The organism is Mycobacteroides sp. H001 (genome assembly GCF_001440005.1).
GTDB lineage: Bacteria > Actinomycetota > Actinomycetes > Mycobacteriales > Mycobacteriaceae > Mycobacterium > Mycobacterium gwanakae.
On record NZ_LJYH01000021.1, the window covers coordinates 430,680 to 454,844 of the forward strand.

Here is a 24,165-nt window from a genome sequence, read left to right on the forward strand (position 1 = left end):
AAACGGCGTCCACTCGAGCAGTATTAAGGAGATTCAATGAGCACGTCCGTGATTGTTGCTGGAGCGCGTACGCCCGTTGGCCGCTTCCAGGGATCGCTGAAGGACTTCTCGGGCGCTCAGCTCGGCGGTATCGCCATCAAGGGCGCCCTGGAGAAGGCCAAGGTGGCGCCGTCTGCGGTCGATTACGTGATCATGGGCCAGGTCCTCACCGCGGGCGCCGGCCAGATTCCCGCACGTCAGGCCGCCGTTGCCGGTGGAATCGGTATGGATGTTCCGGCGCTCACCATCAACAAGGTGTGCCTCTCGGGTGTCGACGCCATTGCGCTGGCTGACCAGCTGATTCGGGCCGGTGAGTTCGAGGTTGTCGTCGCCGGTGGGCAGGAATCGATGACTAACGCCCCGCATCTGCTGCCCAAGAGCCGCTTCGGTTTCAAGTACGGCGACGTGACGCTCGTTGACCACATGGCCTTCGACGGCCTGCATGACGCCTTCACCGACCAGGCCATGGGCATCCTCACCGAACAGCGCAACGCCGCCGACAAGTTCACCCGCGAGGAGCAAGACGAATTCGCGGCGCGCTCGCACCAGAATGCCGCCCGTGCGTGGAAGGACGGTGTCTTCGCCGACGAGGTGGTCTCGGTTCAGATCCCGCAGCGTAAGGGTGATCCGATCGAGTTCGCCGAGGACGAGGGCATCCGCGCGGACACCACCGCGGCATCGCTGGCGGGGCTGCGTCCGGCGTTCAGCAAGGACGGCACCATCACGGCGGGGTCGTCCTCGCCGATCTCCGACGGCGCCTGCGCGGTGGTGGTGATGAGTAAGGAGCGCGCGGAGCGCGAGGGGCTGGAGTGGATCGCTGAGATCGGTGCTCATGGCGTGGTTGCCGGCCCCGATTCCAGCCTGCAGCTGCAACCGGCCAACGCCATTCGGAAGGCTTGTGAGCGGGAAGGGATTTCCCCCGAGCAGCTCGATCTGGTCGAGATCAATGAGGCCTTCGCGCTGGTGGGGCTGGCCTCGGTGAAAGACCTGGGTATCGACCCGGCCAAGGTCAATGTCAACGGCGGAGCGATCGCCATCGGTCATCCCATCGGAATGTCGGGTGCCCGGATCACCTTGCACCTGGCGCAGGAGCTCAAGCGCCGCGGCGGCGGAATCGGTGTGGCCGCACTGTGCGGCGGCGGCGGTCAGGGCGACGCCCTGATCGTGCGAGTGTGATTTACGACGCGACGTAGTAGATCGATGATGTGTCGGGCGCTGTATCGGGCAGACTGAGGGCATGACACAGCTTTTCGACCTGCGCAGCACCGCCAGCAGGTTTCGCACCGTCGCGTTGCTCGAGGCCATCAGCTGGGCAGGTCTGCTCACCGGGATGTTCTTCAAGTACGTGCCGGACCCGGGTAACGAGATCGGTGTGAAGGTCTTCGGCTGGATCCACGGCATCGTCTTCATCGCGTACCTGGTGTTGGGCTTCCTCGCGGGCCGCGAGTACCGCTGGAGTCCGCTCACCTGGTTGCTCGCACTGTTAGCTGGAGTTGCCCCATTGTGCAGTGTGATCTTTGTCATATGGGCTGATAAGACGGGTAAATTGCCCGTCGCGGGGTCTGCGGCGACGGGCGACGCTGGACCGTAGTGCGCAGACCGTGAGCCGTGACAGACTGGACAGCGTGACCCGACCACGTCCCGCGATGGCTGCGGCCATGTCCGGAGCTGTCGACCTCTCTGCTCTCAAGCAGCGCGCGCAGGAGCCCACGGCTCCTCGCGAGCCCTCGGCCGGAGATGCATGGACCGTCGAGGTAACCGAGGCGAATCTCGAAGCCGAAGTACTGGCGCAGTCCAATCGTGTCCCGGTCATCGTGCTGCTGGGGTCGCCGCGCAGCGAGGCCTCGGCCGCACTGGCCGCCACCCTAGGTGACCTGGTCGCGCAAGACCGCGGCAAGTGGGCCCTGGCGCGGGTCAACGTCGACACCAGTCCGCAGATCGCACAGGTTTTCGGTGTGCAGGCGGTGCCTACCGTGGTGGCGGTGGCCGCCGGGAGGCCTATCACCAGCTTCGCGGGACCTCAGCCCGCCGATCAGCTGCGGCGGTGGCTTGACTCCATTCTCGACGCGGTCGCCGGCAAGCTGCCCGACGCGACCGCGCCGGACGGGGAGGATGTCGGGGAGTCCGAATACCCCGAAGAAAGTACAGATCCGGCGCTCGCCGCGGCGCGTGATGCGCTCGACTCCGGAGATTTCGAGGCGGCCCGTGCCGCCTATCAAGGTCTGCTGGACGACGGCGCCACCGGTGCGGTAGCCGCCGAGGCAACCGCGTCGGTGCGTCAGATCGAGTTCTTGATCCGGGCGACGGCCCACCCTCAGGATGCGGTGGACGTCGCCGATGCCACACCCGGTGACATCGACGCCGGTTTGGCTGCTGCCGATGTGGAAGTGCTTTCGCAGCAGCCGGATTCGGCCTTCGATAGGCTCGTCGCACTTGTTCGCGTGACCAGCGACGACGAACGCGCCAAAGTGCGTGCCCGGCTGCTGGAGCTGTTCGAGCTGTTTGATCCGGCGGATCCCGCGGTGGTCGCCGGGCGGCGCAAGCTCGCCAACGCCCTGTTCTGACTCGGCCGCTGTCCGGTCCCGCGGTTACGGGAAGCGTTTAGCGCAGGTTTGGTCATTGCCCAGGACGCCGATTCGGTAGGCGTCGATGCGGGAGAATCCGGAGGGGGCCGTCTCACCCTTCACGTCGCTGGAAGCCCTGCCGCTGGAGAGCAATTCGGAGACAGCCTCGTCGAGGTCGCCGCCGGAGAGGATGACCGGCGCGCGAGGAGTCACGATGCCCCTGCCGGCGGCGCGTGAGGTGAAGTATCCGGTCAGGCAGGCGGTGCGTAACCCGGTCATGATTCCCTCGGTCTCCAGACCCGCGGCCTTTTCTGCCGCCAGTGCGTAGCGCGAGACGATCACGCTGAACGCCGAATAGTCGCCGTTGACTTGCGCGGAGAACAGCGCCCGGTCCGACACCGGGGTGGCCATCTTCTGCAGGGCCTTCGGATCCAGGGCAATCGTATTGTCGTTGGGGCAGAACGAGGCCGGCGCGGTGCCCGAACCGTCAGAGCACTTCCCGTCGCCGTATACCGCCTTGGGTGGGTTGTCCATGGGGAACACCTGTGAGGCGGCGCTCAGCACCGCATCGATGGTGTCCGGGTTTATCGGCCAGTTGTCGCCGTTGGGTCCCACACCCAGGCCCTTGGGCAGCTCGCCGCGGCGCTTGAGGATCTCGCGGGGATCGATGCGCTTGCAGGCCATGGGGCCGTCGGTGAACCCGAACTGGAAGGCCGAGACCCGCTCGAAAGCCGAACCGTGGATGGCCCACTTCTTACTGGTGTCGTTGTCGCGGATCGCGATCATCGCGGCCGTGACCTTGTTCAGCCCATCGGCGGTGTTCAAGGTGAATCGTGGCGAATCCCCTTGCGCTACCCAGCGCAGATAGGCGCCGGAGAAGCAGTCAGCTTGCTGTTCCTGAGTGAGGTCGACGAGGTACTCGACCTGATCCTTGGTCATCTTCGGATCGTCGATTGGGGTGATGAGCTGAGCGTGATACTGGATCGAGTGTCCGTACTCGTGGGCCATGACGGTGTTCATCGCCATCTCGCCCATTTGCTTGCGCAGGTAGGGGAACAGCTGGCCACGATCCCAGGCGAACGAGTTCTCCGGTGGACAAAACGCGGCATTGATGAAGTCGTTCAGGTTGCCCCCGCAGAACCTGATGCTGCCGTTGTCCTTACGTGAGTCGACCGAGATGAGCCGGGATACCGGCCGGAAGTTGGCGAATGAATCGCCGTAGAACTGCGTCCAGAAATCCTCGATGTCCGCCAGGGACACCTTGACGTAGTCGTCGATCTCACCGTTGTCGGTGTTCTCGATCTTGCGTTGGGGAATCTGGACGCCGGGCTTCATGCCGGAGGGGCCGTCGACCGCGGGCATACCTGCCACGCGCAGGGGGTCGGCGTAGATCGATTGAGGTTGCCCACCGAGTGGACGGCCACACGACGTGATCACCAGCACCAGCCCCACCAGCAGCGCCACCCAGCGTTTGGACATCGAGCCACCCCTTATAACTACGCGAGTTTGCGTTTAGCGCATCCTAATGTTGTCTACAGGTCCCCGGAGATGGGTTCCAGCCAGATCGCGGCGGCGGGGGGCAGGGCCAGCGTGGCCGAGGCCGGGCGGCCGTGCCACGGGTTCGCCTCGGCGATGACTTCGCCCAGGTTCCCCACTCCGCTGCCGTGGTACTGCAGTGCGTCGGTGTTGATGACCTCACGCCAGCGACCGGTCAGCGGCAACCCCACCCGGTAGCTGGCGTGCTCGATGCCCGCGAAGTTGAAGATGCAGGCCAACACCGAACCGTCGTCGCCGAAGCGCAGGAAGCTCAGCACGTTGTTGGCCGAATCGTTGGCGTCGATCCACGAATATCCCTGGGGGGCGGTGTCTTGTGACCACAATGCGCGACGCTGCTGGTAGGCCGAATTCAGGTCGGCGGTCAACGCCGCGATTCCTGAGGAGTACCCGTCCTCGCCCAGCTGGAACCAGTCGACGCCGCGCTCATCGGACCATTCGGCCCGCTGACCGAACTCCTGACCCATGAACAGCAGCTGCTTTCCGGGGTGCGCCCACATGTAGGCCAGCAGGCAGCGCAGCCCTGCGGCCTTAGCGTGGTCATCACCGGGGATGCGGGTCCACAGTGTGCCCTTGCCGTGCACCACCTCGTCATGGCTGATCGGCAGCACGAAATTCTCGCTGAACGCGTACAGCATCGAAAAGGTCATCTCATGGTGATGGAAGCTGCGATGGATGGGATCGCGCCCGAGGTAGCCCAAGGTGTCGTGCATCCACCCCATGTTCCATTTCATGGAAAAGCCAAGGCCGCCAAGGCTGGTCGCCCTGGTGACGCCCGGCCAGGAGGTGGACTCCTCGGCCACGGTGACAATCCCGGGATGCAGCTTGTGCACGGTGGCGTTCATCTCCTGCAGGAACTGCACCGCCTCGAGATTCTCTCGGCCGCCGTGAATGTTCGGTGTCCAGCCACCCGCGGGGCGTGAGTAGTCCAGGTAGAGCATCGACGCGACGGCGTCGACTCGCAGCCCGTCGATGTGGAACTGGTCGAGCCAGAACAGGGCATTGGCGACCAGGAAGTTGCGAACCTCGGGGCGCCCGAAGTCGAAAACATATGTGCCCCAATCCAGCTGCTCGGCCCGGTGTGGGTCGGCGTGTTCGTATAGGGGTGTTCCGTCGAAGCGGGCCAGTGCCCACGCATCTTTGGGAAAGTGCGCGGGTACCCAGTCGACGATGACGCCGATTCCCGCCCGGTGCAGGGCATCGACCAGGTAGCGGAAGTCGTCGGGCGTGCCCAGCCTCGAAGTGGGGGCATAGTACGAGGTCACCTGATAGCCCCAGGACCCACCGAAGGGATGTTCGGCCACCGGCAGCAGCTCGACGTGGGTGAAACCTTGTGCCAGTACGTAGTCGGTGAGCTCGCGGGCCAGCTCCCGATAGGAGAGTCCGGGGCGCCAGGACGCCAGATGCACCTCGTAGGTACTCATGGGCTCGAACACCGGGTTGCCGGTGGTGCGCCGGGTCATCCATTCCTCGTCCTGCCAGGAGTACGACGACGTGGTGACCCGCGAGGCGGTGGCCGGCGGCAATTCAGTCGCAAACGCGAACGGGTCGGCGCGGTCGGTCACCGACCCATCGGCGCCGTGCACACGGAATTTGTAAAGCGAACCGAGCGTCATACCCGGCCAGAACAGTTCCCAGACTCCGGAGGATCCCAGGGTTCGCATGGGGGCGTCGTTGCCGTTCCACCCGTTGAAATCGCCGATTACCGAGACCCCGTGCGCGTTGGGTGCCCACACCGCAAAGGAGATCCCGCTGACCTCGCCGTCCGCGGTGACGAACGAGCGTGGGTGCGCACCAAGGATTTCCCAGAGTCGCTCGTGACGGCCCTCGTTGAACAGATGCAGATCCACTTCGCCCAGCGTGGGCAGGAATCGATATGCATCGGCGATGATCAGCGGCGTGCCGTTGTAGTCGACGTCGAGGCGGTAGTCGAGGAGGTCCAGGAAGGGCAGCGCTACCCCGAAAAGTCCGGACCCGAGGTCGGCCATCGGGTGCAGCTCGTCGCCCACCACCGCGGCCACCGCGGTGGCGCCAGGTTTGAACGCGCGAATGACGGTGTGTCCCTTGCCACCCGGGTTGGCATACTCGTGCGCGCCGAGAATCGAATGCGGATTATGGTGGGTGCCCGCCACCAGTCTGGCGAGATCGGCGGCATCCGGTTTCAGGAAGGTCGCGGGTGTGGTCACGGGCGGAACACCAAGTGCGTGCGGGCCGACTCGCGGACTTGCGGCAGATTCAGGATGTGCGCCACTTGCCGAGAAGGTGTCAGCGGGTCCAGTCGCACATAGTTGGCTTGGCCCCAGCGGTATTGCTCGCCGGTGAGCTCGTCACGCACCCAGAACGTTTCATGCCAATCGAGGCCGAGTGCAGGCAGGTCGAGCCAGATGGTGCCGTCCTCGGCCCCGAAGGGGTTGAGATTCACCACGATCAGGACGGCATCGCCGGTTACCGGGTCGAACTTGGAGTACGCCAGCAGGGCGTCGTTCTCGACGTGGTGGAAGGTGATGTTGCGCAGCTGTTGCAGTGCCGGATGTAGCCGGCGGATCTCGTTGAGTCGGGTGATGAATGGCTCCAATGATTCGCCGCGCGCGGCAGCTCCCTTGTAATCGCGGGGACGTAGCTGGTACTTCTCCGAGTCCAGGTACTCCTCGCTGCCTTCGCGCAACGGTACGTGTTCGTAGAGTTCGTATCCGGAGTACACGCCCCAGGTCGGGCTCAAGGTGCCGGCGAGGACCGCTCGGATGGCGAACATGCCCGGGCCGCCGTACTGAAGACTCGCGTGCAAGATGTCCGGGGTGTTGACGAAGAGATTCGGGCGTGCCACGTCCGCCTGCGCGGCGATCTCTCGGCCGAACTCGGCGATCTCGGATTTGGCGGTGCGCCAGGTGAAGTAGGTGTACGACTGGGTGAATCCGAGCCGGGCCAGTCCGTAGAGACGAGCCGGGCGAGTGAACGCCTCGGACAGGAACAACACGTCGGGGTCGGCCGCCTTGACCTCGCCGATCAACCATTGCCAGAAGTCCGGCGGCTTGGTGTGTGGATTGTCTACCCGAAATATTTTGACGCCATGGGCAATCCAATGCTGCACGACACGCAGCACCTCGGTGTACAGCCCGGCAGGGTCGGTATCGAAATTCAGGGGATAGATGTCCTGGTACTTCTTGGGAGGATTTTCCGCGTAGGCGATGGTGCCGTCGGGAAGTTCGGTGAACCACTCGGGATGCGCGCTGACCCATGGGTGATCCGGTGCGCACTGCAGCGCCAGGTCCAGCGCCACTTCCAGGCCCAGCTTGCGCGCGGTGGACACGAACCGGTCGAAGTCCTTGATGGTTCCCAGCTCGGGGTGGATCGCGTCGTGACCTCCCGCAGCACTGCCGATGGCCCACGGCGAACCGACTTCACCAGGCTCGGCGATCGGATTGTTGTTGCGGCCCTTGCGGTTGATCTCGCCGATCGGATGCACCGGCGGTAGATACACCACATCGAACCCCATCGCGGCGACCCGTGCGAGATCGGCCGATGCGGTGGCCAGTGTGCCGTGCATGGGCCGTCCGTCCGGCCCCACTCCGCCGGTGGAACGCGGGAACAGCTCGTACCAGGAGCCGTAGAGCGCCCGAGTGCGGTCAACCCAGATACCGTATTGGGTTCCGCGAGTGAGCAGATCGCGCAGCGGGAACTCGGCGAGCAGTACCTGTACCTCATCGGAGAGCGCATGTTGAAAGCGAGCTCCCGGGTCGTCCTGAGTGCGCAGCGCTTCCGCTGAGGCCAGCAGCGGCCCCCGACGTTTCCGTGGCACTCCGGCCGCCGCACGTTCGAACAGGCGCGCACCGATCTCCAGATCGTTGGCCAACTCGGCAGCGCCCTGCCCCGCTTCCAGTTTGGCCTCGACGTTGTGGCGCCAGGTTGCGATCGGGTCGCCCCATCCGTCGACCCGGAAGGTCCACAGCCCCTCCCGGTCCGGGACGAAGCTGGCATGGAATCGATCGAGCGCCCCACCCGGCTGCATCGGGATATGCAGCGGTTTGATTCGTGTCGCGCTGGTGTCCTTCTCGCGGGGCGCTGCGATCCGGCGCAACGGCCCCTCGGAGAGCTGCGGGTAGCTGGGCCCGAGGCAGCGCACCACCAGTGTCGCGGAGACGGCCTCATGGCCTTCACGCCAGACGGTTGCCGCCACGGGGACGACCTCACCCACGACGGCCTTGGCCGGATAGCGCCCACCGGAGATCGCGGGGGCGACATCATCGATGCCTATGCGTCCGGTCACCACGTCCACCGTAGTAGACGGGCCCCTGCGGTGTGGTGCAGAAGTGCTACCAGAGGCTTCGCCGGCACGCCGGTGATCGGCGCGAGCGTGCGAGACGGAACCGCCACAGCATCGCGTATCGGTACGGAATTTCCGCCGGGCATGCGATCCACCGAAATCTCAGTAAAGTTCTGAAGGGTGAAAGCCCTACGTCGATTCACGGTTCGTGCCCATCTTCCGGAGCGGTTGGCGGCGCTGGGCGAGTTATCCAACAACCTGCGCTGGTCGTGGCATCAACCCACCCGGGATCTCTTCGCCGATATCGATCAGCAGCTGTGGGAGCAGACCAACCACGATCCGGTTGCGGTCATGGGGTCGGTCCCGGCGCAACGGCTCGATGAGCTGGCTGCCGACGACGGTTTCGTCGACAGGGTGGCTGCCCTGGCGGGTGATCTTCATGACTATCTGAATCGCCCCATGTGGTACCAGCGTCAGCTGGAGCGGGACGGTGAAGAGGGCGCCGAGAGCAGCGGTCTGCCCGCCGCGATCGCGTACTTCTCGATGGAGTTCGGCGTCTCGGAGGTTTTGCCGAACTACTCCGGCGGTTTGGGCATCCTGGCCGGCGATCACCTCAAGGCCGCCTCCGATCTGGGCCTGCCGCTCGTCGCGGTGGGGTTGCACTACCGGTCGGGATACTTCCGGCAGTCGTTGACCGCCGACGGCTGGCAGACCGAGCAGTATCCGCTGATCGACCCGGCCGGTCTGCCGTTGCGCTTACTGGCTCATGACGATGGCACCCCGATCCTCATCACGGTGCCGATGCCGCAGGACCGGGTGCTCTCGGCGCGCATCTGGGTTGCTCAGGTGGGCCGGATTCCGCTGCTGCTCTTGGATTCCGATATCGCGGAGAACGATCGGGAATTGCGCTACGTCACCGACCGGCTATACGGCGGCGACCAAGACCACCGCATCAAGCAGGAAATCCTGGCCGGTATCGGCGGAGTGCGTGCCATTCGTGCGTATGTCACCTCCTCCGGCGCGCCATCTCCCGAGGTGTTTCACACCAATGAGGGTCACGCCGGGTTCCTGGGGCTCGAGCGCATTCGCGAGTACATCGGGCAGCACGGACTGGACGTCGAAACTGCCCTGACGGTGGTCCGATCCAGCACCGTGTTCACCACGCACACACCGGTTCCCGCCGGAATCGACCGCTTCCCGGTGGACTTGGTGCGTCGATACTTCGGGGAATCCGGTGATTCCACGCTGCTGCCCGGTGTGCCGGTGGACCGCATCATCGCCCTGGGCGCGGAGGACGACCCCTCCACGTTCAACATGGCTCATATGGGGCTGCGGCTGGCGCAGCGCGCCAACGGTGTATCGCTTCTGCACGGCCAGGTGAGCCGGTCGATGTTCAACGGGCTGTGGCCGTCATTCGACGCCGCCGAGGTACCTATCGGATCGATCACCAACGGCGTGCACGCGCCCACCTGGGCAGCACCGCAATGGCTGGAGCTGGGCCAGCAGCTCGTCGGTGCCGAGGCGTTCAACGACGCCAGTGGATGGGAGCGCATCCACGAGGTAGACCCCGGACACATCTGGTGGATCCGATCACAGTTGCGTGAGCAGCTGATTCAGGATGTGCGACGGCGGATACGTGCCTCGTGGCTGCAGCGCGGCGCGGCTGAGGCCGAGTTGGGCTGGGTGGACGACGCGTTCGACCCGGGTGTGCTGACCATCGGGTTCGCGCGCCGGGTCCCGACGTACAAGCGGCTCACGCTGATGCTGCGTAACCCGGAACGGCTGCGTGAGCTACTCCTGGACGAGAAGCATCCGGTGCAGCTGATCGTGGCCGGTAAATCACATCCTGCCGACGACGGCGGTAAGGGGCTCATCCAGCAGATCGTCAGGTTCGCCGATCAGGCGGACGTGCGGCACCGGATCACCTTCCTTCCCGACTACGACATGTCCATGGCCCGCTATCTGTACTTCGGCTGCGACGTGTGGTTGAACAATCCGCTGCGTCCGCTCGAGGCGTGCGGGACCTCGGGGATGAAGAGCGCACTCAACGGCGGGCTCAACCTATCCATCCGTGACGGGTGGTGGGACGAGTGGTACGACGGCGAAAACGGTTGGGAAATACCGACGGCCGACGGAGTCACCGACGACACCCGGCGCGATGACCTGGAGGCCGCGGCGCTTTATGAGCTGCTGGCGCAAAAGGTGGCGCCCAAGTTCTATGAGCGCGATGAGCATGGCACGCCGCAGCGCTGGGTCGAGATGGTTCGGCACACCCTGGAGAAGCTGGGTCCAAAGGTTCTGGCATCCAGGATGGTTCGCGATTACACCGTCGGCTACTACGCTCCTGCGGCCCAGTCGTTGCGTGCCACCGTCGGAGCCGATCATTCGTTCGCGCCGGCCAAGGAGCTGGCGCGCTATCGCGAACGAGTGCAGCAGGTATGGCCCTCGCTGGTCATCACCGATGTCGACAGTTCGGGCCTGCCGGACACCCCGCTGCTGGGATCACCGTTGACGCTCACCGCATCGGTTCAGCTTTCCGGGCTGGCGCCCTCGGAGGTCGCCGTGCAGGCGGTGATCGGGCGAGTGGACCTGGACGACAAGCTATCCGAATCGGTGATTGTCCCGATGGCGCACACCGGCAGTCGTGACGGTGGGGTGGAGACCTTCTCCACCACGACCACCTTGCCGGTGTCCGGGTCGGTGGGATACACGGTGCGGGTGCTTCCGCATCATCCGCTGCTGGCCGGTGATAGCGAGCTGGGTCTGGCGGTGCTGGCCGCCAGTGACCTGGAGCACTAACGGCACGACTTACCCGTAGCGGGTGAGGCAGCGGTCCGTCGATCCGGCGACTCCGTCCCGGAAGGCATCGATCCGGGAGAAGCCCGCCGGGATGGTGGTCCCGTTGACATCACTGGCCACGATGCCGTTGGTGAGCAGCCCCGATACCGCCTCATCGAGGTCCTCCGCGGTGAGCACCATCGGGTTCGGCGCATCGTTGGGTGTGGTGGGTTTGGCCATCGCCGCCGACGCGACACCCGTTAGGCAGGCGGTGCGTAGCGCGCTCTGCCCGTTGTCGAGCGGCAGGCCGTGTTGATTCTCGACCGCTAGTGCGTAACGCGAGATGACCATCGAATACGCGGTGAAATCGCCGGTTACCTGCCCCTGATCGTGCGTGGGCCGGGCCAGGTCGGTCAACCTCGGCAGATCGAGAGCCACCGTGTTGGAGTCCGGGCAGTAGACCGCTGCCACATCTCTTGTGTGGCGTCCGGATTCGTCGCATGCGGCCCCCGACACCGAGAGCTGCGGTGGTGCGGTGTCGAGCGCCGGGCCGTAAATCGCTCCGAGCACCGTCATCAGGGTGCGCAGGGCGTCGACCGAGACCGGCATGCCTTCCGATCGGCCGTGCGGGAGGTTCTCGGGGAGTCCACCGGCTCGCTTGGCGATCTCCGCCCTGTCGATCTGGGTGCACGCGGTCGCGCCGTCGACGAATCCGCGTTGGAAGGCCGAGACCCGCTCGAATGCCGATCCATGCGCATCGATTACGCCGCCTGCCTCAATCGGATCGTCCCGGAACGCGATCAGCGCCGCGATGACTTTGTTGAGGCCCTCGCCGGTGCTCAGTGTGAAACGTGGCGAGCTGCCCTGCGCAACCCAGCGCAGATATGTCCCGGCCAGGCAATCCGCCATCTGTTCGCTGACCAGTGTCTGTGTCTGAGGGTCCACCATCTTCGCCTGGTGCGTCAGGGCATGCCCGTACTCGTGGGCCAGCGTCATGGGTACCGCCATGGGACCGAACATCCGCACCAGCTTGGGCAGCAGCGCGCCGCGGTCCCACCCCAGGCTGTTTTGGCTGATGCAGTAACCGGCGTTGTCGAAGCCGATCGTGAGGTTGTTGCAGAACTTCGCGATGTCGCGGCCCACACTGTTCCAGGACGTCAACGAATCGACCGGATGAAACGGGGCCCAGAAGCTCTTCGGATAGGCCTCCTGCCAGAAATCCTCGATATCGGCGACTGCGTTGACGGCAAGGCGGTCCATCTCGCCGTCGTCGCTGCCGTGTACGGCTCTGTTCGCCGGTTTGGGGTGCGGGCGCAGCCCGGAAGGACCGTCGACGGCGGGGAGCCCGGCAACTTGATACGCATTGCCGAGCTGTGAAACTGGAACGCCCTCAATATTATTCGTGCAGGTCGAGAGTGTCAGGGCCAGGAGGGCGCAGCAGGCCATGACTACCGTCGGCGTGTGATTCCACCTGTCCGGAAGCGACATGGCCGTCTCTCTGTAGCGGCTATCCCCGTGTGCGGGTGCCCTCTCCAGCATAGGTCGCATCGTGCTTGGTCATCAGTCGTTGCAGCGCCGCGGTGACTACCGACAAGTCGTGTGTCGACCAGAACGGTGGCAGCGATGCACGCAGAAATCCGCCATAACCCGCCGTGGCCATCCGTGAATCAAGCACCGCGACAACGCCTCTGTCCTGTGCGCCGCGCAACAGCCGGCCAGTGCCCTGGGCCAGCAGTAACGCCGCCTGGGTGCCCGCCACCGCCATGAACCCATTGCCTCCGCGCGCGCTGATTGCCCGCTGCCGGGCCGCCCGAAGCGGATCGTCGGGGCGGGGGAATGGGATTCGGTCGATGAGAACAAGCGACAGCGACGGTCCGGGCACGTCGACTCCCTGCCACAGCGACAGCGTCCCGAACAACGAGGTTTGTGGGTCCGCGCTGAACTGTTCGACCAGAATCGATGTCGCGTCGTCTCCCTGGCACAGCACCGGGGTGTCGAGCCGTGTCCGCATTTCCTCGGACGCCTCCTTGGCGGCACGCATCGAGGAAAACAGCCCCAGGGTGCGTCCTCCCGCGGCGCGGACCAGAGTCTCGATCTCGTCGAGCGTCGCCGCACCGACGCCATCGCGCCCCGGGGCGGGAAGGTGCCGCGCCAGGTAGAGAATGGCGGATTTCTCATGCTGGAACGGGGATCCGACGTCGATGCCGTGCCAGACGGCCTTGGCTTCGGTGTTCGTGTCTGTGCTGGGCACTCGGGCAGGCAGGCCCCAGGAGGCCGCCATGGTGTCGAACTTGCCCCCGAGGACCAGAGTGGCCGAGGTGAGGACGACGGTGCGCTGCCCGAACAGGCGGGTGCGCAGCAGCCCGGCGACCGACAGCGGGGCGATTCGCAGTACCGGACGCACCGTGCCGCGGTTGTCCTCGTGATCGAGCCACACCACGTTGGGGCGTGCGGTGATGTCCGGTTCGGCCCAGCAGGCCAGCGTCAGGGATGCGGCATCGACGATATCGTCCAGTGCGGCAACTGCTTCGGTGCGTGCGGCGGCAGTGGCGGGGTCGGTGGACTGGCCGGTGGGGATCTCGGTGCGTGCGGCGGCCGCGGCGTCGCGCAGCGCGGTGAGGTAGGTGACGGTCTCCTCGTCCGCGCGGTCGATGGTGCCGGGCCTGCTGTCGTGGATCAGCGAAGAGAAGGTTGCCGAGCTGGCCTCGAAACGGCTCGCCGTTTCGGGTGACACCAGGCGGCCTATCCGCCGGATGGTGACAGTCAGCCCGACTGCCGAGAGTTCTTGGGTGGCAACACTTGTCACCCGGTCGACGAGGTCGTGTGCCTCATCGACGATCACCGCGTCATGCTCGGGCAGGATGTTTATGTCGGCAATGGCGTCGATGGCCAGCAGTGCGTGGTTGGTGACCACCACATCCGACTGTCCGGCGTCGAGCCGGGCCAGTTCGGCGAAGCATTCGGTGCCGAACGGGCACCGGGTGGCGCCGAGGCATTCGCGTGCCGACACGCTGACCTGCGACCAGGAGCGATCGGGAACGCCGGGCTTGAGCTCATCGCGGTCCCCGGTCTTGGTGGTCTCCGCCCAGTCGTTGAGACGCTGTACGTCGCGGCCGAGCGCGCTGGCCGCGAAGGGCTCGAACAACGTGTCGGGTGCTTCCTGATCGGATGCTGCGCCGTTGTGCAATTTGTTGAGGCAGAGGTAATTTCCGCGGCCCTTCAGGATCGCGAATCTGGGCTTGCGGGCCAGTGAGGGGGCCAACGCCTCCGCCAATCGGGGCAGGTCACGATCCACGAGCTGGCGTTGCAGCGCGATGGTGGCGGTGGATACGACGACCGGCGATGACTCCTCGATGGCGTGGGCAAGGGCCGGTACCAGGTATGCCAGCGACTTCCCGGTGCCGGTGCCGGCCTGGACCACCAGGTGCTCGCCGCTATGCAGGGAGTGCTCGACGGCCGTGGCCATCGTGAGCTGTCCGGCGCGTTCGGTTCCGCCGAGCGCGGTGACGGCCGTGGCAAGCAGACCCGTGGCGGATGTGGGCGTTTCGGTGTTCTTCAGCGGACTACCTCTACGCCGGCGGCCCGGAGCTCACTCAGGACGCGCTGTGTTGATTGTTCTTCAATGCCAACGGCATACGCGGTGAGTACGCGGGTATGCAGGCCCTGTCGGGCCGCGTCGTGCGCGGTGGCGGCCACACAGTGGTCGGTGGCGATGCCCACCACGTCGACGCTGTCCAGATCCCGTTTCTGCAGCCACGACGCCAGCGTGGTGCCATCCGCGCAGGCGCCCTCGAAGCCCGAATACGCGGCGGAGTACTCGCCTTTGGAGAACACCTCGTCGACCGGGGTGAGGTCGAAGCCGGGGTGAAAGTCTGCGCCGGGTGTGCCGACCCGGCAATGCGGCGGCCAGCTTGTCGCGAAGTCTGGTGTCTGGGAGAAATGGTTGCCGGGGTCGATGTGAAAGTCGCGCGTCGCGACCACCGCGTCGTACGCACCGGATGTGGTGAGGTCGTTGAGCTTCTGGGCCAGCGCTGCTCCGCCTGACACGGGCAGCGAGCCGCCCTCGCAGAAGTCGTTTTGCACGTCGACGACGATAAGCGCCCTGCCCATGGATCGACGGTACCCCCGCCGGTACTCAGTCGAAGATGTCAGACACGTGACGGCCCATGCGTGAGATGTAGTCGATGAGCTCGTCGCGGCTGATGGCCAGATCGCCGCGCAAGTAATCGATGATGGCGCCGGAGGCCGCGCCGACAAGCGACACCGATAGGAAGCGGCGCCGTCCCGGATCGTCGACGTCAATCAGTGCCTTCTCGGCAAGTGAGGCAAAGGCCATCGAGCCCGCGAACCCGACACTGCCCAGTATGGGTTCGGTGAACGGGGCGAGCATCATGATGCGTCCGTAGGCGGGGTTGTCGACGGTCGCCCCGATGAAGGTCTCCACCGCGCGGGTTTCTAAATCGTCTCCCTCGGCGGCGAATTCGGTGACGACGCGCATCACGGATTCGAGGACGTCCTGGTACACCGCACGCACGAAGTCGTCACGGTCACCGAATTCCTCATAGAAGTTGCGTTCCGATACGCCGGAAGACCTGCAGACCGTGCGGATGGTCAGCGCCGGGCCGTCGATGGCTCCGAGCGCCGCGATACCCGCATCGAGCAGTGCCCGCCGACGCGTCGCTCGCCGCTCAGCGGGAGTGGTTCCCGCCCATTGCCTTCTGGCTGCCATGTGTCCTCCGGCCAGGAATTATCCCACCAATCGGGTGGTGATCGCAGGATCCCCGTGCGAAAGGCCCAGCCCCTCCCACGGCAGGCTCAGTAATCCCGTGCGTACCCGGTCCCTGGCGTCGTCGAGAGAGTCGAAGGTGACGGGCGCGCCTCCGCGCACCAGTGGGGTGGTCAGTACCCGGTGCGGCTCCATCACCGTGGGCTGACCGGCGGCCGCGCGATACACCACTTCCTCGGTGACGGTGCCGGTCGGCTTGGCGGTGCGCAGCGCACATTTGTGGCCGCCATGTGATTCCTTGTGGCTACTGCGTTTTGCCACCGGGATGCCGTCGATCTCGACGAGTTTGTAGACCATGCCGGCCGCCGGGAACCCGGATCCGGTTACCACCGAGGTGCCCACACCGTAGATGTCGACGGGTTCGGCGCGCAGTGCCGCGATGGAGTACTCGTCGAGGTCCCCGGAGACGACAATGCGGGTCCGGTGCGCACCCAGCCCGTCGAGTTGTGCCCGAACCTGCCGGGCCAGCATGCCCAGATCTCCCGAGTCGATGCGCACCGCCCCGAGCTCGGGCCCGGCGACGGCGATGGCGTTCTCGACCCCGGTGGTGATGTCGTAGGTGTCCACCAGCAGGGTGGTGGACACCCCGAGCGCCTCGACCTGCGCGCGAAATGCCTCACGCTCGGCCTCGCTGGGGCTCATGCCGTCCTTGGCGTGGAGCAGAGTGAAGGCGTGCGCGGCGGTGCCGCGGGCAGGCACACCATAGCGGCGGTGTGCCTCCAGGTTGGACGTCGATTCGAATCCCGCGAGATAGGCGGCTCGGGCGCAGGCTACCGCCGCCAGTTCGTGGGTGCGCCGTGAGCCCATCTCGATAAGCGGACGGCCTGCTGCGGCCGACACCATTCGGGCCGCGGCGGAGGCGATGGCACTGTCGTGGTTCAGGATCGACAGTGCCAGGGTCTCCAGAATGACGCATTCGGCAAAGGTTCCCCGCACCGTGAGCACCGGGGATCCCGGGAAGTAGAGCTCACCCTCGCGGTAGCCGTCGATGTCGCCACTAAATCGATATGCGGCCAGGTACTGGAGTGTGTCCTCGTCCAGAAAGTCGGACAGCGATTCCAATTCTTCCGATCCGAATCGGAATTCGGCAAGCGCCTCGAGCAATCGGGCGGTGCCGGCGACGACGCCGTAACGGCGGCCGTCCGGCAATCTCCTGGCGAACACCTCGAACGTGGCCTGACGTCCCGCGGTGCCGTCACGCAGCGCGGCGGCAAGCATGGTGAGCTCGTACTTGTCGGTGAGCAATGACGTGTGCAGGTGCGCCATGTGCGCCACGTTAGCGGGATACCCGGGTGCGTGAACGGGTCCCGAGAGGCTCCGGGGAGACGGGGAACCCGAACTTCATGCTGACAGAGTTCGCGGCCCCGGTATTCTGGGGCCATGGGTGCGCCGGCGCGAGCCTTGCCAGGGACTACCGCAGAGAGGTCTGTCGAACATGTCGACGAGACCCAGTCGCCGTGGGTCACCATCGTGTGGGATGACCCGGTAAACCTGATGAACTACGTCGCTTACGTGTTCCAGCAGCTGTTCGGCTACAGCGAGAGCGAGGCCACCAACCTGATGCTGCAGGTTCACCACGAGGGCAAGGCTGTGGTGTCCTGCGGGGCGCGTGAGTCGATGGAGATCGACGTCAGCAAGCTGCACGCCGCCGGTCTGTGGGCCACTCTGCAGCAGGATCGTTGAGCCGCTGATCCGTGCGAAAGTGGAAGCGCGTCAACGCGTCTGATGGGGTTCGGCTGCGTTCTGAGATGGAGCCGCACGAGGCGGCGCTCGTACAGTCGATGGTCACTTCCATGCTGGCGATGCTCGATGAGCGCGAATCGTCAGCGCCCAACGACGAGTTGGCACAGCTGACCGGCATCCGTACCGGCAACACCGCGGCGCCCTCCGATGTCACTCTTGGGCGGTTGCTTCCGGACTTTCACCGCCCTGACCAGGACGGCACCAGCAGTCTCGAGGCGGTGAGCGGACTCAACAGCGCACTGCGCAGCCTCTATGAACCGGAGATCATCGACGCCAAACGTGAGGCGGGTCAACGGTTGTTACGCACGCTTCCCCTGGAGGGCGGGCGCTTTGAGCTGTCCGAGGATGACGCGCGCGCATGGCTGACCGCGCTCAATGATGTGCGCCTGGCGCTGGGGGCGATGCTCGGGATCGACAGCGACGGGCCGCAGGAGTTGCCCGCAGACGATCCGATGGCGGGGCATATGGACATTTACCACTGGCTGACCGTGATGCAGGAGTTGTTGGTGCTCGCGTTGATGGGGAAGTCGGCGGTATGAGCCTGTTCTCGGGTGCGATCACCGACGTTCCGGGAATGCTGGTGGGACATCACCAGCGCGTGGATGCCGACGCCGAACTCGGATCGGGCTGGGCCACCGGCACCACCGTGGTGCTGGCGCCGCCGGGGACGACCGGTGCGGTCGATGTGCGTGGCGGAGCTCCGGGAACGCGTGAATCCGATCTGCTCGATCCGGCCAACACCGTCTCCACGGTCGACGCCATTGTGCTCAGCGGCGGCAGCGCCTACGGACTGGCCGCCGCCGATGGGGTGATGCGCTGGCTGGAGGAGCAGGGCAGGGGAGTGGCCCTGCAGGGCGGCACCGTGCCCATCGTCCCGGGAGCAGTCATCTTCGATCTACCGGTGGGTGCCTGGAAGAGCCGTCCCGACGCCGAATTTGGTTACCGGGCAGCAGAACTCGCAAGCGATACGCCCGAATGGGGTGCCGTGGGTGCCGGTGTCGGCGCGCGAGCCGGCACTCTCAAGGGCGGTGTCGGCTCCGCGAGTGCGGATCTGGGTAACGGGATTGTGGTCGGTGCCGTGATCGTGGCCAACCCGGTTGGACTGGTGATCAATCCGTCGACAGGGCTGCCGTGGGACCCCGCCTGTGCGCCGGAACTCGGCGCGCCTCCGGCAAGCCAGATCGCGGCGCTGGCCGCGTTGCCCGACAAATCGGTCTCGTTGAACACCACGATCGGCGTGGTGGCGACCAACGCCCCGCTGAGCAAGGCGCAATGCCGCCGGGTGGCGATCGCTGCCCATGACGGGTTGGCACGGGCGATCAGGCCCGCGCATACCCCGATGGACGGGGACACGCTGTATGTGCTGGCGACCGGGACCGGCGAGGGCGATGCCGAGGCTCTCACCATTTCGGTGGGGATTGCCGCCGCCGACTGTGTGGAGCGTGCCGTGGTGAGGGCAGTGGTGGGCGCCGTGAGTGTGGCCGGAATACCCGCATATCGTGACGTGTTGCCAGGAGCGTTTTCGTAATCGTCCGAGACGGCCAAGAGGGAAGCAGGAAAGACAGTGCTGGTAGTTCGCGCCGATTTGGTCGACGCCATGGTCAAGCATGCCCGCGCCGATCATCCCGATGAGGCTTGCGGTGTACTGGCCGGCCCGGAGGGTTCCGATCGTCCCGAGCGACACGTCGCCATGATCAACGCCGAGCGGTCTCCTACTTTTTATCGCTTTGATTCCGGTGAGCAGCTTCGGGTTTGGCGGGCGATGGATGACGCCGATGAGGTGCCGGTGGTTATCTATCACTCGCACACCGCGACCGAGGCCTACCCCAGCCGTACTGATATCAACCTGGCCGCAGAACCCGATGCCCACTACGTTTTGGTGTCCACTCGCGATCCTGAGCAGCACGAACTGCGCAGCTACCGGATCGTCGACGGGGTGGTCACCGAAGAGGAGATTTCCGTTGTGGACCAATACGTCGAGCAGTACTAGAGAAAAGGAATATCCACCGTGTCGATTCAAGTATCGATTCCCACGATCCTGCGTACGCACACCGGTGGCGAGAAGCGCGTCACGGCAACGGGTTCCACGCTGCAAGCGGTGATCGCGGACCTGGAATCCAACTATTCCGGGATCTCCGACCGGCTGGTTGACGACGGTAAGTTGCACCGTTTCGTCAACATCTACGTCAACGACGAGGACGTGCGGTTCTCGGGTGGGCTGGACACCGAGATCGCCGATGGCGATTCGGTCACCATCCTGCCCGCCGTGGCCGGTGGCTAGCCGCGCATGACCCGATACGACTCGTTGCTCCAGGCCCTCGGGAACACGCCGCTGGTCGGGTTGCAGAGGCTGTCCCCGGCCTGGGACGGCGATCCGCATGTGCGGCTGTGGGCCAAGCTGGAGGATCGCAATCCGACCGGCTCCATCAAGGACCGGCCTGCCCTGCGCATGATCGAACAGGCCGAGCAGGACGGGCTGCTGGAACCGGGAGCCACGATTCTGGAACCCACCAGCGGTAACACCGGAATCTCGATGGCGATGGCCGCGCAGCTCAAGGGTTACAAGATGATCTGCGTGATGCCGGAGAACACCTCCATCGAACGACGCCAATTGCTTGAGCTGTACGGCGCTCAGATCATCTTCTCCCCGGCCGAAGGTGGCTCCAATACCGCCGTCGCCACTGCCAAAGAGCTTGCCGCGCAAAATCCTTCGTGGGTGATGCTGTACCAGTACGGCAACCCGGCGAATGCCGCCGCGCACTATCACGGCACCGGCCCGGAGATTCTGGCCGACCTGCCCGAGATCACCCACTTCGTTGCCGGGCTGGGCACCACCGGAACCCTCATGGGTACCGGACGGTTCCTGCGGGAGAACGTGCCCGGGGTGCAAATTGTTGCCGCCGAGCCGCGCTATGGCGAGGGCGTCTACGCACTGCGCAACATCGACGAGGGATTCGTGCCCGAGTTGTATGACCCCGAGGTGCTCACCACCCGCTTTTCGGTGGGGTCGTTCGACGCGGTGCGCCGTACCCGCGAGTTGGTACAAGTGGAAGGCATCTTCGCGGGCATCTCGACCGGCGCGATTCTGCACGCGGCACTCGGCATGGCGGCCAAGGCCGTCAAGGCGGGCGAACGCGCGGACATCGCATTCGTGGTGGCCGATGCGGGCTGGAAGTATCTGTCGACCGGCGCCTACGCCGGTACCGTGGATGACGCAGAGGACGCGCTGGAAGGGCAGTTGTGGGCATGACGGGATACCAGGGTGGCCCGGAGGGGTTCCATCCAGCCCGTCCCGAGCGGTCCAGACGGCCACAGTGGGTCACCGGCGGAATCCTGGTGGTCTCGTTCGTCGCGTTGCTTTATGTCATCGAAGGCATCGATACGGTTACCGGGCACCGACTCGACGAGAACGGCATCCGGCCGCTGGAGGCCGATGGTCTGGACGGCATCCTGTTCGCGCCCCTGCTGCATGCGAATTGGGGCCACTTGGTTGCCAACACGGTGCCCGCGCTCGTGCTGGGTTTCCTGGCCGCGGCCGCCGGGCTCGGACGCTTCCTGCTGGCAACCGCGATCATCTGGGTTCTCGGCGGGATCGGCACGTGGCTGATTGGCAACCTCGGCTCGCCCTACGAGACCAATCACATCGGGGCGTCGGGGCTGATCTTCGGCTGGCTCACCTATGTGATTGTCCGAGGATTCTTCAACCGCCGCGTGGGTCAGATCCTCATCGGTGTCGTCGTGATCGTCCTCTACGGGGGTGTGCTGTGGGGTGTGCTGCCCGGACAGTTCGGGGTGTCCTGGCAGGGGCACCTAAGTGGGGCTATCGCCGGCGTACTGGCCGCCTATTGGCTCTCGGGTAGGGAACGCAAGGCGAAGGCTGCACGTGGTCCTGGGGCGCCACCAAGGCTGTCGACATGACGGGCACCGGCGCCGCTCTCGAGGGTCTCGGCGCAAGCGGCGCATCGCCGATCGGGATATTCGATTCCGGAGTCGGCGGACTGACCGTCGCGCGGGCCATCATCGACCAGCTGCCCGACGAGGACATCATTTACGTCGGTGATACGGGTAACGGGCCGTATGGTCCGCTGACCATTCCGGAGATCCGCCGGCATGCGCTGGCCATTGGCGACGACCTTGTCGGACGCGGGGTGAAAGCCCTGGTGATCGCCTGTAATACCGCCTCGGCGGCATGCCTGCGTGACGCTCGTGAACGCTATGCGCCGGTACCGGTAATCGAGGTGGTGTTGCCTGCGGTGCGCCGCGCCGTGCACACCACGCACAACAACAAGATCGGTGTCATCGGAACCGCGGCGACCATCGCATCGGGTGCGTACCAGGATGCGTTCGCGGCCGCGCGGGATACCGAGATCACGGCGGTGGCGTGTCCGCGTTTCGTCGACTTCGTCGAGCGTGGCATCACCAGCGGGAGGCAAGTGCTGCAGCTGGCCGAGGGCTATCTGGAGCCGCTGCAGCGGGCTCAGGTCGACACCGTGGTGCTGGGCTGCACGCACTATCCGTTGCTGTCCGGGCTGATCCAGCTCGCCATGGGCGAGGATGTCACGCTGGTGTCCAGCGCCGAGGAAACTGCCAAGGACCTGCTGCGGGTGCTGTCGGAGAGGGATCTGTTGCGGCCGCATCCGGATAACCCGAGTGACTCAGGTCCGAACCGCATTTTTGAGGCAACCGGTGACCCCGATGCGTTCCGCACCCTGGCGGCCAGATTCCTCGGTCCGGCTGTGACAGCGGTGCAAACTCGAGCTAGCGGTGTTCCGGGTTACACCGAAATTGCAACACCTCTCTAACCCTGTGCCGAGACGCTTGCCGGACGTGGCAAGCTAGGGGCTGTGCGAGTCACCGTGCTCGGCTGCTCAGGCAGTGTCACCGGACCGGATTCACCGGCGTCTGGTTACCTTCTGACGGCACCGGATGCGCCACCGTTGGTCATCGACTTCGGTGGCGGCGTCTTGGGCTCTCTGCAACGGTTCGCCGACCCCGGATCGGTGTCCGTTCTGCTGTCGCACCTGCATGCCGACCACTGCCTGGACCTGCCTGGTCTGTTTGTGTGGCGCCGCTATCACCCGAATCCGCCCAAGGGCAAAGCCATCATGTACGGGCCTGCCGACACCCTGATTCGGGTGGGGGCCGCGTCGGCCGAGATCGGCGGTGAGGTCGACGACTTCACCGACATCTTCGACTTGTATGCGTGGAGTGAAGGTGTGCCCGTCGAATTCGGGTCGCTCACGGTGACACCCACACGCGTGGCGCATCCGCCGGAGTCATATGGACTGCGGATCGAGGACACGTCAGGTGCCGTCCTTGCCTACAGCGGTGACACCGGCATATGCGACGCGGTGGTCGAGCTGGCTCGCGATGCCGACGTATTCCTGTGCGAGGCGTCGTGGACGCACATGCCGGGGCACCGCCCGCCGGACCTTCACCTGTCCGGCACCGAGGCGGGACAGATCGCGGCCCGAGCAGGCGTGAAGGAACTGCTGCTGACCCACATCCCGCCGTGGACTTCGCGCGAGGATGTCATCGCCGAGGCGAAGTCGGCATTCGACGGGCCGGTGCGGGCCGTCGTCGCGGGGGAGACCATCGAGCTGTAGCTCTGCCGCTCACGCTCGGTACTTTCGCGGAGACGATAAGGTCGAGGGCGTGTCCAGACGAGAAGACGGCAGACAAGACGACGAACTGCGCCCGGTGACCATTACACGGGGATTCACTTCGCACCCGGCAGGTTCGGTACTCATCGAGTTCGGTCAGACGCGGGTGATGTGCACCGCCAGCGCCACTGAGGGAGTGCCGCGCTGGCGTAAGGGTTCTGGACTTGGTTGGCTGACAGCCGAATACGCGATGCTGCCGGCCTCTACCCATACCCGCAGCGACCGTGAATCGGTCAAGGGGCGCGTAGGTGGCCGTACTCAGGAGATCAGCCGCTTGATCGGGCGTTCTCTTCGTGCGTGTATCGACTTGTCGGCATTGGGGGAGAACACCATTGCCATCGATTGTGATGTGCTGCAGGCCGACGGCGGGACTCGCACCGCCGCGATAACCGGTGCGTATGTAGCGCTCGCCGATGCGGTGACGTACCTGGCCGCGCACGGCAAGCTCGCCGATGATGAGCCACTGTCGTGTGCGATCGCCGCCGTGAGTGTTGGCGTGGTGGACGGCCGGGTGCGCGTAGACCTTCCCTACGAAGAGGATTCGCGCGCCGAGGTGGACATGAACGTGGTGGCCACCGACACCGGTACGTTGGTGGAGGTTCAGGGCACCGGTGAGGGCGCCACCTTCCCGCGTACGACGCTGGACAAGCTGCTTGACGCCGCCGTCGGTGCCGCCGAGGAACTGTTCGTTCTGCAGAAGGAAGCGCTGGCCCTGCCGTATCCGGGTGTCCTGCCGGAGGCGCCACAGAAGAAGGCGTTCGGTTCGAAGTAGGCGGG

22 protein-coding genes are annotated in these 24,165 nt (G+C 65.3%); 14 read left to right on the plus strand and 8 right to left on the minus strand.

All coding sequences use genetic code 11. From position 1 onward, the window contains the following. Nucleotides 1–36: 36 nt before the first annotated feature. The 3 genes from AOT83_RS04045 to AOT83_RS04055 all read left to right on the plus strand — a co-directional run bounded on the left by AOT83_RS04045 (nucleotide 37) and on the right by AOT83_RS04055 (nucleotide 2,603). Nucleotides 37–1,215, plus strand: a complete 1,179-nt coding sequence (locus AOT83_RS04045; RefSeq protein ID WP_057965121.1) for an acetyl-CoA C-acetyltransferase — start codon at nucleotides 37–39, stop codon at nucleotides 1,213–1,215. Between the two features lie 61 nt (nucleotides 1,216–1,276). Beyond that, nucleotides 1,277–1,630 carry a DUF3817 domain-containing protein gene (locus AOT83_RS04050; RefSeq protein ID WP_030094914.1) on the plus strand — a complete coding sequence of 118 codons (354 nt, stop codon included), beginning with the start codon at nucleotides 1,277–1,279 and terminating at the stop codon, nucleotides 1,628–1,630. Nucleotides 1,631–1,664: 34 nt separating this feature from the next. Then, nucleotides 1,665–2,603 (plus strand): tetratricopeptide repeat protein, encoded by a 939-nt coding sequence (locus tag AOT83_RS04055; protein WP_030094915.1) that lies wholly within the window; start codon nucleotides 1,665–1,667, stop codon nucleotides 2,601–2,603. A 24-nt stretch (nucleotides 2,604–2,627) separates the two neighbouring features. Here the strand turns inward: AOT83_RS04055 and AOT83_RS04060 are convergent, their stop codons facing one another. The 3 genes from AOT83_RS04060 to AOT83_RS04070 are packed head-to-tail and all read right to left on the minus strand — an operon-like array spanning nucleotide 2,628 to nucleotide 8,421. Then, nucleotides 2,628–4,082: a neutral zinc metallopeptidase gene (locus AOT83_RS04060; protein ID WP_030094916.1), complete on the minus strand. Its 1,455-nt coding sequence runs from the start codon at nucleotides 4,080–4,082 to the stop codon at nucleotides 2,628–2,630. A gap of 53 nt (nucleotides 4,083–4,135) precedes the next feature. Beyond that, nucleotides 4,136–6,322 carry a 1,4-alpha-glucan branching protein GlgB gene (gene glgB / locus AOT83_RS04065; RefSeq protein ID WP_030094917.1) on the minus strand — a complete coding sequence of 729 codons (2,187 nt, stop codon included), beginning with the start codon at nucleotides 6,320–6,322 and terminating at the stop codon, nucleotides 4,136–4,138. A 17-nt stretch (nucleotides 6,323–6,339) separates the two neighbouring features. Continuing rightward, nucleotides 6,340–8,421: an alpha-1,4-glucan--maltose-1-phosphate maltosyltransferase gene (locus AOT83_RS04070; RefSeq protein ID WP_057965185.1), complete on the minus strand. Its 2,082-nt coding sequence runs from the start codon at nucleotides 8,419–8,421 to the stop codon at nucleotides 6,340–6,342. Between the two features lie 177 nt (nucleotides 8,422–8,598). Between AOT83_RS04070 and glgP the strand changes: the two genes are divergently transcribed. After that, nucleotides 8,599–11,217 carry an alpha-glucan family phosphorylase gene (glgP, locus tag AOT83_RS04075; RefSeq protein WP_057965120.1) on the plus strand — a complete coding sequence of 873 codons (2,619 nt, stop codon included), beginning with the start codon at nucleotides 8,599–8,601 and terminating at the stop codon, nucleotides 11,215–11,217. Nucleotides 11,218–11,226: 9 nt separating this feature from the next. Here the strand turns inward: glgP and AOT83_RS04080 are convergent, their stop codons facing one another. Genes AOT83_RS04080 through AOT83_RS04100 form a run of 5 tightly spaced genes read right to left on the minus strand, consistent with a single transcriptional unit; the run spans nucleotide 11,227 to nucleotide 17,248 of the window. Next, entirely contained in the window at nucleotides 11,227–12,684 is a 1,458-nt protein-coding gene (locus tag AOT83_RS04080; protein ID WP_057965119.1) for a hypothetical protein, read from the minus strand. A 19-nt stretch (nucleotides 12,685–12,703) separates the two neighbouring features. Continuing rightward, a complete protein-coding gene (locus tag AOT83_RS04085; protein WP_057965118.1) occupies nucleotides 12,704–14,755 on the minus strand; it encodes an ATP-dependent DNA helicase in 2,052 nt (683 codons plus the stop codon). Next, complete coding sequence (locus AOT83_RS04090) at nucleotides 14,752–15,306, minus strand: isochorismatase family protein (RefSeq protein WP_057965117.1); 555 nt, start codon at nucleotides 15,304–15,306, stop codon at nucleotides 14,752–14,754. The genes AOT83_RS04085 and AOT83_RS04090 overlap by 4 nt, the downstream gene beginning before the upstream one ends. 25 nt (nucleotides 15,307–15,331) lie before the next feature. Next, a complete protein-coding gene (locus AOT83_RS04095) occupies nucleotides 15,332–15,925 on the minus strand; it encodes a TetR/AcrR family transcriptional regulator (RefSeq protein ID WP_030094923.1) in 594 nt (197 codons plus the stop codon). A gap of 18 nt (nucleotides 15,926–15,943) precedes the next feature. Next, on the minus strand, nucleotides 15,944–17,248 hold the full coding sequence (locus AOT83_RS04100) for a nicotinate phosphoribosyltransferase (protein WP_057965116.1): 1,305 nt from the start codon (nucleotides 17,246–17,248) through the stop codon (nucleotides 15,944–15,946). Between the two features lie 114 nt (nucleotides 17,249–17,362). Between AOT83_RS04100 and clpS the strand changes: the two genes are divergently transcribed. Genes clpS through rph form a run of 10 tightly spaced genes read left to right on the plus strand, consistent with a single transcriptional unit; the run spans nucleotide 17,363 to nucleotide 24,160 of the window. Then, entirely contained in the window at nucleotides 17,363–17,665 is a 303-nt protein-coding gene (gene clpS / locus AOT83_RS04105; protein WP_030094925.1) for an ATP-dependent Clp protease adapter ClpS, read from the plus strand. 11 nt (nucleotides 17,666–17,676) lie between these two features. Next, nucleotides 17,677–18,264: a DUF2017 domain-containing protein gene (locus tag AOT83_RS04110; protein WP_030094926.1), complete on the plus strand. Its 588-nt coding sequence runs from the start codon at nucleotides 17,677–17,679 to the stop codon at nucleotides 18,262–18,264. Next, on the plus strand, nucleotides 18,261–19,253 hold the full coding sequence (locus AOT83_RS04115) for a P1 family peptidase (RefSeq protein ID WP_030094927.1): 993 nt from the start codon (nucleotides 18,261–18,263) through the stop codon (nucleotides 19,251–19,253). The genes AOT83_RS04110 and AOT83_RS04115 overlap by 4 nt, the downstream gene beginning before the upstream one ends. A gap of 36 nt (nucleotides 19,254–19,289) precedes the next feature. Then, the gene (locus tag AOT83_RS04120) at nucleotides 19,290–19,715 is read left to right on the plus strand and encodes a M67 family metallopeptidase (RefSeq protein ID WP_030094928.1); all 426 of its coding nucleotides are present in this window, start codon (nucleotides 19,290–19,292) and stop codon (nucleotides 19,713–19,715) included. A gap of 18 nt (nucleotides 19,716–19,733) precedes the next feature. Continuing rightward, entirely contained in the window at nucleotides 19,734–20,006 is a 273-nt protein-coding gene (locus AOT83_RS04125) for a MoaD/ThiS family protein (protein WP_030094929.1), read from the plus strand. A 6-nt stretch (nucleotides 20,007–20,012) separates the two neighbouring features. Next, nucleotides 20,013–20,975, plus strand: a complete 963-nt coding sequence (locus tag AOT83_RS04130) for a cysteine synthase (RefSeq protein ID WP_030094930.1) — start codon at nucleotides 20,013–20,015, stop codon at nucleotides 20,973–20,975. Next, complete coding sequence (locus AOT83_RS04135) at nucleotides 20,972–21,643, plus strand: rhomboid family intramembrane serine protease (protein WP_044104579.1); 672 nt, start codon at nucleotides 20,972–20,974, stop codon at nucleotides 21,641–21,643. Before AOT83_RS04130 ends, AOT83_RS04135 begins: the two co-directional genes overlap by 4 nt. Beyond that, nucleotides 21,640–22,527, plus strand: a complete 888-nt coding sequence (gene murI, locus AOT83_RS04140; protein WP_044104292.1) for a glutamate racemase — start codon at nucleotides 21,640–21,642, stop codon at nucleotides 22,525–22,527. Before AOT83_RS04135 ends, murI begins: the two co-directional genes overlap by 4 nt. Before the next feature lie 42 nt (nucleotides 22,528–22,569). After that, nucleotides 22,570–23,331: a cyclic nucleotide-degrading phosphodiesterase gene (locus AOT83_RS04145; protein WP_057965115.1), complete on the plus strand. Its 762-nt coding sequence runs from the start codon at nucleotides 22,570–22,572 to the stop codon at nucleotides 23,329–23,331. Nucleotides 23,332–23,380: 49 nt separating this feature from the next. Next, complete coding sequence (rph, locus tag AOT83_RS04150) at nucleotides 23,381–24,160, plus strand: ribonuclease PH (RefSeq protein WP_030094934.1); 780 nt, start codon at nucleotides 23,381–23,383, stop codon at nucleotides 24,158–24,160. Nucleotides 24,161–24,165 lie beyond the last annotated feature (5 nt).